Annotated in this window: 15 protein-coding genes; 5 read left to right on the top strand and 10 right to left on the bottom strand. The window is 61.1% G+C overall.

Annotated elements, in window-relative coordinates; genetic code table 11:
• A complete protein-coding gene (locus tag FJ527_RS15320; RefSeq protein WP_140665678.1) occupies positions 1-525 on the top strand; it encodes a prepilin peptidase in 525 nt (174 codons plus the stop codon).
• 42 nt (positions 526-567) lie between these two features.
• Here the strand turns inward: FJ527_RS15320 and FJ527_RS15315 are convergent, their stop codons facing one another.
• A complete protein-coding gene (locus FJ527_RS15315; RefSeq protein WP_140665680.1) occupies positions 568-1,392 on the bottom strand; it encodes a sterol desaturase family protein in 825 nt (274 codons plus the stop codon).
• Between the two features lie 233 nt (positions 1,393-1,625).
• Between FJ527_RS15315 and FJ527_RS15310 the strand changes: the two genes are divergently transcribed.
• From FJ527_RS15310 to FJ527_RS15300, 3 genes are all read left to right on the top strand, one after another.
• On the top strand, positions 1,626-2,288 hold the full coding sequence (locus FJ527_RS15310; RefSeq protein ID WP_140665683.1) for an isoprenylcysteine carboxylmethyltransferase family protein: 663 nt from the start codon (positions 1,626-1,628) through the stop codon (positions 2,286-2,288).
• A 236-nt stretch (positions 2,289-2,524) separates the two neighbouring features.
• Positions 2,525-2,827 (top strand): hypothetical protein, encoded by a 303-nt coding sequence (locus FJ527_RS15305; RefSeq protein ID WP_140823503.1) that lies wholly within the window; start codon positions 2,525-2,527, stop codon positions 2,825-2,827.
• 367 nt (positions 2,828-3,194) lie between these two features.
• Positions 3,195-3,689 (top strand): hypothetical protein, encoded by a 495-nt coding sequence (locus FJ527_RS15300; RefSeq protein WP_140793116.1) that lies wholly within the window; start codon positions 3,195-3,197, stop codon positions 3,687-3,689.
• A 66-nt stretch (positions 3,690-3,755) separates the two neighbouring features.
• On the opposite strand, the gene FJ527_RS15295 is transcribed toward FJ527_RS15300, so the two are convergent.
• A complete protein-coding gene (locus tag FJ527_RS15295; protein ID WP_140823502.1) occupies positions 3,756-5,867 on the bottom strand; it encodes a catalase in 2,112 nt (703 codons plus the stop codon).
• Between the two features lie 291 nt (positions 5,868-6,158).
• Here FJ527_RS15295 and FJ527_RS15290 point away from each other — a divergent pair, with 291 nt between their 5' ends.
• Entirely contained in the window at positions 6,159-6,722 is a 564-nt protein-coding gene (locus FJ527_RS15290) for a sigma-70 family RNA polymerase sigma factor (RefSeq protein WP_015319164.1), read from the top strand.
• Here the strand turns inward: FJ527_RS15290 and FJ527_RS15285 are convergent, their stop codons facing one another.
• The 8 genes from FJ527_RS15285 to FJ527_RS15250 all read right to left on the bottom strand — a co-directional run bounded on the left by FJ527_RS15285 (position 6,723) and on the right by FJ527_RS15250 (position 13,961).
• Positions 6,723-6,899 (bottom strand): hypothetical protein, encoded by a 177-nt coding sequence (locus FJ527_RS15285; protein ID WP_015319163.1) that lies wholly within the window; start codon positions 6,897-6,899, stop codon positions 6,723-6,725.
• A 235-nt stretch (positions 6,900-7,134) separates the two neighbouring features.
• Positions 7,135-8,115, bottom strand: a complete 981-nt coding sequence (locus FJ527_RS15280; RefSeq protein ID WP_246677720.1) for a class I SAM-dependent methyltransferase — start codon at positions 8,113-8,115, stop codon at positions 7,135-7,137.
• 70 nt (positions 8,116-8,185) lie between these two features.
• Complete coding sequence (locus FJ527_RS15275) at positions 8,186-9,178, bottom strand: GNAT family N-acetyltransferase (protein WP_140823500.1); 993 nt, start codon at positions 9,176-9,178, stop codon at positions 8,186-8,188.
• A complete protein-coding gene (locus FJ527_RS15270) occupies positions 9,175-10,239 on the bottom strand; it encodes a glycosyltransferase (protein ID WP_140823499.1) in 1,065 nt (354 codons plus the stop codon). The genes FJ527_RS15275 and FJ527_RS15270 overlap by 4 nt, the downstream gene beginning before the upstream one ends.
• 129 nt (positions 10,240-10,368) lie before the next feature.
• Positions 10,369-11,301, bottom strand: coding sequence for a beta-xylosidase (locus FJ527_RS15265; protein ID WP_140724257.1), 933 nt, complete (start codon positions 11,299-11,301; stop codon positions 10,369-10,371).
• A complete protein-coding gene (locus FJ527_RS15260) occupies positions 11,294-12,055 on the bottom strand; it encodes a TIGR04290 family methyltransferase (protein ID WP_140715391.1) in 762 nt (253 codons plus the stop codon). Before FJ527_RS15260 ends, FJ527_RS15265 begins: the two co-directional genes overlap by 8 nt.
• A gap of 2 nt (positions 12,056-12,057) precedes the next feature.
• On the bottom strand, positions 12,058-12,861 hold the full coding sequence (locus FJ527_RS15255) for a sugar phosphate nucleotidyltransferase (protein WP_015319157.1): 804 nt from the start codon (positions 12,859-12,861) through the stop codon (positions 12,058-12,060).
• Complete coding sequence (locus tag FJ527_RS15250; RefSeq protein WP_140823498.1) at positions 12,861-13,961, bottom strand: glycosyltransferase; 1,101 nt, start codon at positions 13,959-13,961, stop codon at positions 12,861-12,863. Before FJ527_RS15250 ends, FJ527_RS15255 begins: the two co-directional genes overlap by 1 nt.
• Positions 13,962-13,968: the final 7 nt, after the last annotated feature.

Below are 13,968 nucleotides of genomic sequence, written 5' to 3'. Positions count from 1 at the left end.
ATGCTGCTTGTTGAGGTGCTGCTGCTGAAGGCGCTCGCGATACCCTTGCTCGCAAGGGTTGCCTGGCTGGACTTCACGACACAGAAGATAGCCAATCGCGACGCGCTGCTGCTGCTCTGCCTGGGGGCGGGGTCGCTGCTGCTGTTGTCGCTGCAGTCCGGATCGTGGTGGAACATGGGGCTGAGCGCCATCGCCGCGCTTGTGTTGTTCGTGGCGCTCTTTCCATTTTGGGTGCTGCGAAAGGTCGGCGCGGGGGACGTCAAGCTGATGGGGGTGGTGCCGTTTCTAGTCGGCGGCAATGATCTCGCCGGGTTTTCCATCTTGCTGCTGCTTTTCGCCCTCGCCACGGCCATGGTCGTGAAAAATCCGTTCTTGCTGCCGCAAGGTGCGTTCCGCCTCTACGTTGAACACCTGGATCGCAAAGGTGTCGTTCCGTTCGGCGTCCCGATCTCGGTGGCGTCGATTTGCATGATCGCCTTGCAAGTCGGATACGGCTTTTTGGTTCCTGGCTCTCTGGTGATGTGACAGCGACGGACGCTGGGCGGCCGATGCGCTGCTTCGTCTGGCTTATGTTTCGGCCGCCGGCTTTGCGATGGCATCCGCTGAATTTCGGCGTTGTTGGCCCCCACGCACGAACGGATAGCCGTGCTGGCCGATATAGTCCGCCGGGATCGGCTCATCGACCCCATATTTTTCCGGCATTTTCGAGCCCGGAACATGGAACGTTCCAAACAGCGCATCAATGACGGCAAGATGACTGGCGAAGTTCTTGTCATAGGCGTCGCGTTGATCCGCATGATGCCAGTGATGAAATTGCGGCGTTGCGATCAGCCATTTGAGCGGCCCGAATTTCATCCTGACGTTGGCGTGCAGCAGTAGCGCATGCCCGGTAGCAATAATGAAGTACACTGCGATTGCCTTTGACGAAAATCCCAGAAAGAACACCGGCAGAAGCGAGACGGCCTTGGTGACGATTTGGTCTACTGGATGGGCCCGGAAAGCAACCATCCAGTCCAACTCCTCGACCCCATGATGAATTGCGTGGAATCGCCACAGCGCCGGGATTGCATGGAACGCTCGATGTGAGGCGTAGACGCCGATATCGGCCAAGACAATGATCTCCATGACCTGGAGCCATGTCGCCTGACTGCTCACCGTCACCGTTATCCTCTGCGGAACCAATATCGCCGAGGCGCTCATTGCCGCTGCCGCGATTAGGACGAGGCAGATCTTGAGGAACGCGCCGTTCACCACCGCGTAGATCACATCGGTGCCGAGACCCTTTCGGAGTATCTTTTGCTGCGTCCGGAGCGCGAGGATGTGTTCAAGCGGCACGAAGATCAGAGCACAAATAAGCAGCGCTTGCAGACCAAAGAGGTCCATCGGCTCCATCTCTCTGTTATCCACGACATCGTCCTGGAGAGGAGTGAACCACTTCGTGATCCGGCACACAAGGCAATGGTGTCCAAACAGTTAACTGGCGCGCCATGACCTTTAGCCCGGAGGCTTTGGCGGCTTCGAAGTACATTTCGACTAAGGGTCAATTTGCCGTTAACGCTCAGGAAACCATTTGCTTGTCGCCGCGCGCAAGTAGTGCTTCAGTGCCGCTTTGAGGGGAGGGCGAAATGTTGAATGAGGATTTTCTCGGCCGTATCGCGATCGTCTGTATCATGACGGTCCTGGCGGTTCTCAGCGCGATTCCTCTGTTTGCCTATTTCCATCAGAACGTATCGGCAAATGCGCTTGCAGTCCTGAATCAAATTCTGGCGACCGTGTTGTCTGCCTTGCAGGTCTTCCTGACTATCAGCCGACTCCCGCCAAAAGGAACCGCTCAGGGAATCGAACCGAGGATCACAGCGATGGCCGGGACGTTCATGGTCGTCGTTGCAATGTTTCTGACACCGGCATTGGAAAGCGACGCCGTGCAAATGGTGGCGCTCGGCTTGATTTTCATCGGGATGGTCAGCTCGGTGTTTTGCCTCTATTGGCTGGGCCGCTCCTTCTCGATCATGGCTACGGCCCGACAGCTGGTCACCTCCGGTCCGTACTCGGTTGTTCGCCATCCGCTATACGTTAGTGAGTTGGCATTCGTTCTCGGGATGATCCTCTCGCATTTTTCAGCGCTGATGGTGGTCCTCGGTGCGCTTCAGTTTCTTCTGCAGTACCGGCGCGCCCGCAACGAGGAAGGTATCCTTCGACAGACCTTCCCTGAATATGAGGCATATGCCCAACGCGTCCCAATGCTGCTCCCGCGTTTCCGTCGAGCGGCGCCTGCGCCCGGCCACTGATGTTCGGTCCTCCTGAACGGAGCCGCATAGCGCATTAAGGCGCGATCGCGCGCTTGATCTGCGTGGCGATCCAGCGCCCAACGCCGACCGCTGCAAGCAAACCCAGGCGCGCCGAAAGCGTTCGCATCGGCACAAGAACCCATCCATGAGAATTTGGCCGAAGAGCGTTTCACTCGGAACATATCCGGGAAAGACAGGTTTGGTGGAAGCAGTACACAACCAAAGGAGATGCTCCAATGATCACCAAACTTCTCTCCGCCACCGTGCTTACGGTCGCTCTGGCCACGTCGGCCATGGCACAGTCGAACGGCACCGGTTCAGGCTCGACGTCCGGCGCCACCAGTGGTGGCACCACGACCGGCACCGGCGTCGGCACGGGTTCCGGTGCGACGACCACGCCCGCCGACCCGAGCACGACAAATTCGACAACCAAGTCGAACGGCATGACCGACCGCTGCAAGGATGCCGCGGGCAATGACATCGACAACAACACCGCCAGCGGTAACACGACGTCGAACATGCAGAACTGCAACAAATGAGCCACCGGCTCGGCGCGCCGCCCGAAGTCGCTCTTCTCCCTGGGGCGACTGATCGGGCGGTGTTCTTGCTGCAGGGGCGCCGATGAGCCGCGATGGCGTCAGGCAACGCCGTCCGCTCGATCGGGTTGGCAGGCGCGTGCCGGACCTGCATTCCTTCATCACAAGAAATTCGTGACATGCTGGAAAACGGCGGCCGGGCGCCTTGCGGGAGAACCGGCTCATCATGACCAGTCACGCAAGATCATGGACGGTTCCGGAGGCGGCAAGCTGGTTCCGGTAGGTCGCTGGACATCAGGTATGTTCAGGCATGGTGGAACATCGGCGATCAACTGTCGTTGACACGCTCGTGAGAGAAAGGACACCGTCCATGTCAAAATTCCAGGCTGCCACTCCGGATCGTCTGCGGCAACTCAAGCTTGAAGCGTCGGCTTACTTCACCCCGATGATGCTGCACGAGGCATTGCTGCGCCTTTCCCATGCCTGCGGCGGTGAAAGCCTTGGGCGGTTCGAGAAGGCCATGGTCGATCAGATAGAGGCGACGAAGGACGATCGGCCCGATTTCGAAACGATCAAGGAATTCGCGATCGAGCAGCTTTATGCCTTGATCCGCGAAGCCAATGAGTCACCAAAGAAGAAACAGTCGCTGGAGAAGATGGATACACGCAGGACGCCTGGCCGCTCCGAAGAACCGCAGACGCTCGAGGATCAACTGCAGGCCGGGTTGGAGGATTCTTTTCCGGCAAGCGACCCTCCAGCGGTGGTGTCCACGGCAATTCCAGGCGGAGCAAAGAAGCTGGTCGGGACCGACGAGGTCCTGAAACAGCAGCGAGAACAGGCCGCCAGAGAGGCCCGCCAACCATAGGGCCTAGGCATGCTGCATACCGGCCTTGCAGCCATGCGCCGGTGTGACAGCGCATGGCTCTCCGCATCAAAGCTTGACGGCGGTCTCCCGTGCCCACAGCCGCAGTTTGCGGCACGCCTCTATAAACGTCTTCACGGAACCTGCGTTATCAAGCCCGATCAACCCCTCATCGGCATCGGGAGCTACGCCCGCCTTGGCCAGGAGAGGTTGGGCCGCCGCTGTGAAGCCGATGAATTTGCAATGGGCGAACGCATCCGACACGAAGTCCCTCGCGGCCGCCTCGTCGAGCAGCATCTCGGCACCCTCCTCGGAGAGGAGCAGCACCACGGCGTCGAACAACACAGACGGGCCGCCGTCGATCATGTGCCTGGCCTCGATGTGGCTGCCGTCAGCCGCGTCGACGCCGCCCACCTTGGGCGCGATCACCTCCATCACGGCCCCTTCCGTTTCGATGGCGGAACGGAGCTCTTCGAACAGCGCGGGGTCGGTTCCATTGCTAAGCAAGACGCCGACCTTGCGGCCCTTGAAACTGTCAGGCCCGTTCTCGATGATGCTGAGCGCCGGCGAAGGCGGCAGGTCGTCGCGCGTCGGAACGGCTGCCTCCGCAGGGTCGGGCATATTCCGAATGCCAAGCTTGTCGGCGACGGTGGTCGCCAGGGTTTCGTCGATGTTCAGCAGATGCGAAACCATGCGTTCGCGGATCGCCGGTGCCTGGACCTTGCTCAATTCGAAGGTCAGCGCCATGGCGATGTGGCGCTGCTCCGGCGGTGTCTGGCTGTTGAAGAATTGCCGGGCCTGGCTGTAGTGATCGGCGAAGCTTTCCGCGCGCAGACGCACCTTCTGCCCGTCCTCGGCATCGGCGAAGGAACGAAAGCCGCGTTGCGGATCCTCGCGCGGTCCCAGCCCCCATGAATTCGGTTCATAGTTGGCGCGACCGACAGGATTGCGCATAGCCATGTGTCCGTCCTGTTGGAAATGGGCGAACGGGCACTTCGGCGCATTGATCGGGAGATGGGTAAAGTTCGGGCTGCCCAGCCGTTTCAACTGGGTATCGAGATAGGAGAAGTTGCGGCCCTGCAGAAGCGGATCGTTGGAGAAGTCAATTCCGGGCGGCACATTCTGCGTCATGAAGGCAACCTGCTCGGTCTCCGCGAAGAAATTATCCGGCATCCGGTCAAGCACCAGCCGCCCGACCGGGATCGGTTCGAGCACCTCTTCAGGAATGATCTTGGTTGCGTCCAGAATGTCGAAGTCGAAGCTGTCGGCAAACGCCTGATCGAACAATTGCACCGTCAACTCCCATTCCGGGAAATTGCCGGACTGGATGGCGTCCCATAGATCGCGACGGTGAAAGTCTGGATCGGCGCCATTGATCTTGACAGCCTCATTCCAGACCACCGATTGCATGCCGAGCTTTGGCTTCCAGATGAATTTGACGAAGGTGGACTCGTCTTTGGCGTTGACCAGGCGGAACGTGTGGACGCCAAAGCCCTGCATGAAGCGGAAGGAGCGCGGGATCGCGCGATCCGACATGATCCACATCACCATGTGCATCGATTCCGGCATCAGGCTGATGAAGTCCCAGAAATTATCGTGAGCGGTCTGGGCTTGAGGAAAGGCCCGGTCCGGCTCCTGTTTGGCGGCATGGATCAGGTCGGGAAACTTGATCGCATCCTGGATGAAGAAAACCGGGATATTGTTGCCGACCAGATCCCAATTGCCTTCCCTGGTGTAGAGCTTGACCGCGAAGCCGCGGACGTCGCGGGCGAGATCGAACGAGCCCTTGTTGCCGGCAACCGTCGAGAAGCGCACGAAAGCCGGTGTCTTTTCGCCGGCCCTCTGGAAAATATCGGCACGTGTGTATTTGGCCAGAGACTCGTAGGTCTCGAAGTAACCATGCGCGCCATAGCCCCGGGCATGGACGACCCTTTCGGGAATGCGTTCGTGGTCGAAGTGGAAAATCTTCTCCCGAAAATGAGAGTCCTCGATCAGAGCTGGTCCGCGTTCGCCGATCCGCAATGTGTTTTGATCGTCGGAGACGGGTGTTCCGAGCGCCGTGGTCAGAGTGGGCGTCTCACCCCCGGCGATCTGGTGCAATTCCCCGCCGTTTCCGCGCGCGCTATCCGGTTCCTGTCCACTTGCCGATTGGCGAGCGGAGCGACGGGCGGATTTGGCCATGACATACCTCGTTTTGATGCCGGAGGGGGGTGGAAGTACTCAGGAGGTCAAACTGCCGGTGCGCGGCTTTGTTCCCGTGAAAGAACCGCTGCGCGCGCGTGCATCGCCCAAGGCGACATCCCTATCGCGGCGACGGCATGGGCCGATTGGGTAAGATGCCCCCGCTGCGCGGAATTTCTGAAGAGTTGTCTTCAGCGCGAGGAACGAACCAAACTTCCATGCATTTAGCAGGGGCTGCGTTCATACACTCTTCTTCTGGGAGCTGGACCATTGTCATCCGGAGGCTACATTTTGGCCGACCAAGAAACCAATGAAGTTTCCATCGTTGAGCTCATACCCGCCATGCGAGCTTTCGCGCGTACCTTCTGCCGCGTCCCCGACGATGCCGACGATCTGGTACAGGAGACACTGACCAAGGGTCTCGCCAACATCGACAAGTTCGAACCCGGCACACGCATGAAGTCGTGGCTCTTCACCATCATGCGCAACACGTACTACACCCGGGTCAAGATCGCTGCCCGGGAAGCGCCAGGCCTGCTCGACTGCGCGTCGTCCCGACCGATTTCGGAAGCCACCCAGGAATGGAGCGTTCAAAGCAAGGAAGTCCACGCCGCCATACAAAAGCTACCGGAACACCAACGCGAGGTTCTGATGCTGATTGGCGTTCTGGGGGTGAGTTATGAAGAAACGGCCGAGATATGCGGCTGCGCGGTGGGGACGGTAAAAAGTCGGCTGAACCGTGCCCGCGCCAATATTCTCGAGTTGCTTGGGGAGAGTTCGTTGCAGACACTAATCGAAAGACGAAATCATCTATCGGATGGTCAACTCGATATGGAGGGTGACAGCCGCAGATAATCAGTTCTGCACGTCACGTCGACGTTTCTCAACCAGCGCGTTTTGCAACTCCATGGCCAGCCTGGTTAGCCGGTCTGGAATTTTTTCCTGCTCTATGGCGTCCAGGAGAGAAGTGATCTCCTGATCCATGGCCAGACCGAATTGCGGGTCCGCGGTATCGTCGCTCGAATGAGACATCCATATTCTCTTGATAACCAGCAGTCCCTGACTTTAGTGTGGTGACAAACGCCGGACATTACAAGGCGATGTCCGCCGCCGGCAGGGTTGCCGCCAATCCTTGCACAGCTTTATTTCCTTGGCCTTACGCTGCAGGCAAAGGACGTGGAGCGACCGCGTTCAGTCGTTCGGCGCCTGGTCGGCGGCGTGATCTTGATATCGATCGGATTTGATGCGATTGCCGTCCAGCCCGCGCTCATAGCCGTGCTGCTTCACGCGGCCGATGTTTCTTGCCGCCGGGTGCCATGATTTCCTCCTTCGGATCGGTGCCGCTCTTCAGCGCCTCGGGTTCGACGTCCGAACTGGCGGCGCGCAGTAATGTTCCGCCGCCTCGAGCAAGTAGGAAAGCCTCGCCATCCCATGATCGAAACGGCTTCTCGCCATTGATGACGACCCGCATTTGGTGAGCTTCCGCCAGGCGGCCGACATCGGCGCGGTCCCACGAAAGCGATCCGCGATAGGAATAGTTCAGCAAGGCGAGCCAGCCAGGCCGTTTCAGAACGCGTGCGATCTCATCGAAATGCCCCTCGGCCATGCCGGCCAGAACCAGATAAGGAAAGCTGTCAACCGCCAGCACGCAATCGAAACTGCCGTCGTCGAATTCGCTCAAATCGAGACCGGAGGTTTGCCGCAACTCGACATTGCCCAGCGCGGCGCACCGCTCGGAGGCGATGGAGATCATCCGCGAGGATATGTCGATGCCGACTATGCGGTTGAAGGAGTTGGAAAGCGCATGCTCGAAACGGCCGATGCCACAACCAATGTCCAGAATATCCCGGCGGGTTCCGGAGAAGTCCTGCTGCTTGAGCCAGGCGACGACTTCGTCGGTCGTGGTTGAGAGCCTTTCCTCATCCCCTAGGGATGCGAGCTGGACACTTGCTGTCTCCGAAATCGCTGCCGCCGCATCGAAGCTCGAGGCCAGCCGCGTGACGACGGCGGCACCGGTCTCCCCGTCGTCGCGTGTGTGCCGAACGGCCGCTCCCGTCGCTCGCAATGTGGCAAAAACATCAGGCTTGCGGCGAAGCAACCCGGCTATCTCTTGCAGTCTTTCCGCGTCTCGCGCATTCGACGGAACGATATCCAGCACGATCTTTGCCAGTTCCGCCGCCCTGATCCCTGTCTGCAGGTGAAGCGCCAGCCTGGCGACGACTGCTTCGGCGCAAACACCGTCCGCCATGCAGTCTTCAACAGCCGATCTGATCGTAGTGCGGCGCGGAGCGGATTTTGGCTTGGTCGCAGGCATGTCATCAACTCCGCGTCCAGACCCGGCGCATCGTCCACCTGTCGATGGCGCCCCAGCCATATTTGTAGGCTTCCTGGCCGCGCAGGAAATCGAACTCGCGCGCACCTTCGCGGATCGATTCCGCGATCGCGTGGCCGATCAGGATCGCCCCTGGGCTCTCTTCGGCATAGGCGGGGTCGAAGCCCCCGAGATAGGCATAGGCACGACCGCGATGGTGGAAGCCGTAATAGGCCCCGACCGTCCTGCCATCGATTGCCAAAAGCCAGCATCGGACCAGGCCGCGAGCGTCGAGCAAGGGAAGTGAGCGCCGGTGGAATTCCTCTACAGCCGCGTCGGCCAACACGCCACCTCCATGTTCGGCCCAGCGCGCGTCGTGCAGGCGGATCAACTGATCGAGGAAGGTTTGAGGATCGCCTCGTGCCGACAACAACGCGATTCGGCCGCGTCTGGATGCGGCCTGCCGCGCCCGTCGCAACTGGCGCCGGCGCCGGGAGGGTACACAGCCTGCAAGGGTATCGTCTCCGGCGATGGCGAGCACGGGGCAAGCACCATGAGTGGCTGGCCGCCCCGCCTTCAGATCGGGATGCGCAATCGCAAGACCGGCGCCGCCTTCCGGCAAATCCGACAGGATCCACTGCGACCAGCCGACCGAGAGGATCTTTTCGGCAACAATGGCCGCGACCTGGTTTTCGACGCCGGGAACACACAGGATATCCAGATAGTCGCTGAGCGAAATGCCGACCGGAAGAAGTTTCGAGCCGGCGGTTCCGTGCTCCAGATAAAGCGGCGCCAGCCCGATCAGGTCGCTTCCGCGCCAGACCGCGACCGTCGCCAGGTCGCCGGGCCCGAATGTGCGCCACCATGGCACCAGCCACGCAGGAGATTGAAACGGCGTCGCCGAGGAACTCTGCTCCCACAGTCCCCACCAATCCGCCGCAAGCGCATCGAATTGCGCCGGATCATCGATGATCTCGCCGCGCAACACAGGCTTGCTCACGGCGTGACGGCGAGGCGCCCGGCGTCGGTGCCAAGTCGTGCCAGTGCTTGATAGGCATCCATGTAAGACGAGATCATTCGCTTCAGCGAGAACCGCCGTCGCGCCTCGGCGCGGCATGTCTCGGCGTCCAGGCTTGACGCCGCAACGATGGCTTGTGCCATCTCGTCGACCGTATTGACGAGAAAACCAGTCTTGCCGTGCTCGATCACGTCCGGAAGCGCACCATTCGGAAAGGCGATCACCGGTGTGCCGCAGGCCAGCGCCTCCATGGCGACAAGGGAGCTGGTCTCGGCGGCAAGGCTCGGGATGACCAGACAGCGTGCTGCGTTGAGAAAGCGCCGCTTGGCGGTGAAACCGAGCGGACCAAGAAAGCGGCGGCGGCCGTCGAGGCGAGGTTGGACCTCGTCGTGAAAGTAACGCGTGTGCGTTTCATAGGGATAGACCTTACCGCCGACAACCAGCGGTACACCTGCCTGCTTGGCCGCGTCCAGCGCCAGGTGGATGCCCTTTTCCGGGCAGATGCGGCTCAGGACCAGTGCGAAGTCGCGCTTCGGCTGCAGCAGGCTGAGCGCCTCTATGTCTACTCCATTCGGAATTGGCGGGGCCAGTTTGGCGCCGGGTGGCGCGGTTTTCTGCTGGGCGGCCGAGACTGCATGAAGCCACAGGTCGTCGCGCGTCGGCTGCAAGGCCCCGGCCGGATACCAGTCCAGCGGCAGGTGAAGGGTCACCAAGGTCGGGCCATCGTCGGGCAGATAGGCATCGAAATCGATGCCATGCAGATGAACCACATCGATCGGCCATCTGGCGCGGGCAGCCGCGATCGCGGTTCGATGAGCCTGCTGCGCGCGGCTCTTCGCCGCCTCGTCGAGCACGCCGCCTTCCGCCGGTGTTTCCACAAGCGTGCCGCTCGCGCTGGAGCCCCGGCAGCCGACGACAATAGACCGATGACCCGCGCCAACCAGCGCGCGATCGAGCATCGACAGGACCTGTTCGGCACCCCCGACCGCATCCGGTCCGACAGGCGCGAGGGGATAGGCGACATTGAGGACGGTGAGCGTCATGGCCGGCCGAGCCATGGTGCGGGATGGGCGCAGGCGGTTGCGCACGACCTGGCGCCGATCTCGAAGGGGCCGAGAGCCTTGACTTCGGTCAGTGCCTCCGATGATCGCGGACCGGGTCGCATGAGAGCCTCACGCAGCCGAGGCCCGCTGCGTCGGGAGCGAGGCGGACGTCATGCCGGGCGCGTAGCGGCGGATCATCGTTGCACAGAACTCGGCGAATTCCTCGGGCACCAGCGGGGGGCTGGTGTGGTGAGGCATCATTCCGCGATGCTCGGGCGTGAAGCAGAAGGTGACCGTGACGTCGAAAGCGGCGAGTGCTTCCATCTGTCGGTCGAACCAGTCCAACGCATTCGGCCTGAAGCTATCGGCCCAGGAAAGCCCCGTGCGCATATTGGTCACGCCGAGCCGCTTCATCCAGGCGACGGCATCGTCCAGCCGCGGGTCCTCGAAATGAAACCACTGCACCAGGCCCATTGCGGGTGTGTAGCGTAGGAATTCTTCCAACGCCGGTTTTGGCGTACCGTCCTGGCGCAGCAGCCCCATGTGGAAATGGCGGTAATAGGAAGATCCCTCCGCCTCGCGATGCCGCGTCGTTGCTTCCCATTCGCGCGGAAGGTCATAGAGGCTGTACCACTGGATTCGCGGTGCGTTGCCGAGCAGCAATTCGGCGGTGCGCTTGAGCCCCCAGACCTGTATTTCCTCGGCCCCGAAGGTCGATACGCCGACCTCGCTGACCCAGATGGGGAGGTCGGTGACGGTCGCGATCTCACCGATCTTCTGCGGCCATTCCTGAATTTGCCACAGGTTCCAGTCGAGGGGAAAGCCGTGAACAGCGACGGCGTCGACATGGTCCAGCACGCCGAATTCCTTCATGCGCGTGATAAAGCCGGGGTCTATCGGCGAGATGCCGCCAAGCACTTTTGTCAGAGCCGGGTTCTCGGATGCGATCGCGTCCGCCGACAGGACTGCCATCCTGGCAAAGCGGCTCCAATCGGGGTCGAGCTCGGGGTCCCAATGCGATTTGTTGTTGGGCTCGTTCCAGATCATCGCGGCTTCAATCATGGAGCTTTCCTTTCGACGGATATATCGCGCCGCCGCCGGCCGGATCGCCGGCAGCGCGGCAGAAATAGACCTCCTGCTCGGGATGCAGAACGATCTCGAAACCGGCGCTGCGCAGCATCGCTTCGGTGCAGGCCCGGTTCGGTATCCACCAGTTGGTCGGATCGTCGGCATAGCGGTGTTCGATGAAATGCAGCTTGGGAAATTCCGGCTGGTCGAACAAATCATGCGTCCAGAAATGATAGTTCTCTTCCAATGCGGGCAGGTCCTTGCTGCCGCGCTGCATGGACTGAAAGATCATCAGGTCGACGGCGACGTGCTCACGGATCAGGTCGAGCGCGAGCAAGGGGTGGCGCAAATGGTAAAGCACTCCCATGAAGAGCACGACATCGAATGTCTCGCGCAGGGCACCGACGTCGTAGACCGACAGCTTCTGGAATTCGATATCACAGTCCGCGATCTCGGCGGCAAAGCGGGCCTGCGCCAGATAGGCCTCGTCGAAATCGATCCCGAGGACACGGGCGGCGCCTCGCCGTTTCATCTCGATCGAGTAGAAGCCGGCATTGCAGCCAATATCCAGCACGGTCTTGCCGGTCAGATCAGCGGGTATGGCATCGGCGAATTTGCGCCATTTGATCAGCGGGTAGTTGCCGAGAAAGTGGTCGGGCGCGGTTTCGACGCCGGCCAGGTCCATATTGTGGAACCACGGGCCGAGCGCGTCGATGCGCCGGCGGATTTCAGCATGGGAATGCAACATGGTCAGGCTCCTTCGCCCGGAACGACAGGCACATGCGAATGCGCGCCGGGCATGATCGTTGCGGGCTGGTGATGAGCTGACGGGACGCCGTTTTCAAGCAACCGCAGAGCTGTGCGATACCCATTGAAAGTACCGACATCGACATAAGCGGACCCTGCCTTGACCCCATAGGCCACACCCCCGCCCGCAAGGTAGGCGTTGATCAACGTGCCGATATATTCGTCACGACCATCCCGCTCGCGCCAGAGTGCCGCAAGCCGATGCAGGATATGGCCGGGCATCTTGAACGCGCCCCAAACCCAGTTCGTGGCGGCGTCCTGCCGCTTGACCTGGATTTCGATCACCCGCTCGTCATCATCGGTAACGACGGCGTCGAAGAATTCCGGGCTATCCACCGGGAAGAGCAGAAATGAAAGCTGATCGTCAGGCAAGTGACAGAAACCGTCCTCGGGAAACCAGATCGTGTCTGGAAGGCCGACGAGGACGACCTCGTCGGGCGCGACGAGGGGCGCTGCCCGGAAAATCGCATCGCAGAGACCTACGGGTTGGGGCTGCACCACGAAGAGCGCTGCCGCCTCACCATAGCCGGCGGCATAATATTCGAGGATGTCGGATTTGCCCGATCCGATGATGAAGCAAATCTTGTCGACGCCGGCCTGGACCATGCGCCGTACCAGATACTCGCTCACGGCGCAGGGACGTTCGGTCTGTCCGTCGATCCTGCTGCCGACCGGCAGCAGCTCCTTCGAGAAGCCGAGCGGTTGAATGCGGCTGCCGCGTCCGGCAGCGGGCACGATGCCCAACATCAGACTGCTTCCTTCATCGGTTCACCGACTGGGTTTCGCAAGGCATCGGCCAGGATTTTGTCCAGTTCCGCTGCGCGCTTGGCGGAAGTGTGCTCGCCCAAGACCCGTTCGCGGGCTCGCCTTCGAATGCCGTCGAGTTCGAACTCCGGCAATTGCATTGCCGCGACCACATCATCCGTGTCGCGCGCCAACAGCACTTCGCGGCCGGGTTCGAAGAATTCCGCGAGGCCTGGCCATGCGTCGGTGACGATGGCAGCCCCACACGCGGCCGCTTCGAAGAGCCGTCCCGAGGGGCACCAGCCCTTTTGCGCCATCGCTTCGCGGGTGACGTTCAGTGTCAGCCGCGACGAGGAGAAGAACGCCGGATGGTCGGCGGGCGGCAAATGCCTGACGAAGAAGATGTTGTCGCTCCATGGGAATTCCTGCGGATATTGTGCGCCGCCGATGATGAAGCGCTGGTCGGGCAGGCGCGCGGCCGGGCGAACCAGAAGCTTTTCGACGCCCGCCTGGCGATCCGCCGCGTAGGTCCCGAGATAGGACAGATCACCGGCGAATTCGGCCCGCTTCTCTGCCGGCCGGTGCTGGTCCGGATCGACATGCCCGTAGAGCGGCATCACGCGGCGCGCGCCCAGCACCGTCTTCAGCGCCTCGATCGCCGGGCCGCCGGTGTAGCTCAGGACGAGGTCGTAGTCGGCAAGGCCTTCAGGTCCGAAATAGGGCGGACGCTCACCTTGTTCGACGCGGGCAAGCGTGACTGGAGTATCGAGATCGTAAAAGGCTCGCAGTCCGCGGCATGCCTGCTGCGCGAGGCGCGAAGCCTCGACGGCGTCGGGACAATAAGAGGTGACGACCACGACATCCGCTTGCTTCATCGCCCGTTCCGCGACGCGGCGGATGTCCTCCCAGTCCGGATAGATGACGACGTTGCCTCCATCGAGCTGATCCAGATCGCGGGTCCCGGCATAATAGGGGGTGTCGCGTTCGAAAAAGGTGATCGACCAGCCCAGCCGGGCGAGGGCGCGGATCAGCCCACGCCACAGCGTGGCATGGCCGTTTCCCCATGAAGACGTGACGGTAAGACCGAAAATGACCATCCGCATGGGGAAT

The organism is Mesorhizobium sp. B2-4-18 (genome assembly GCF_006441385.1).
Lineage (GTDB): Bacteria > Pseudomonadota > Alphaproteobacteria > Rhizobiales > Rhizobiaceae > Mesorhizobium > Mesorhizobium australicum.
The sequence above is the reverse complement of the archived record's forward strand: the minus strand, read 5'-3'. Positions and strand labels throughout refer to the sequence as shown.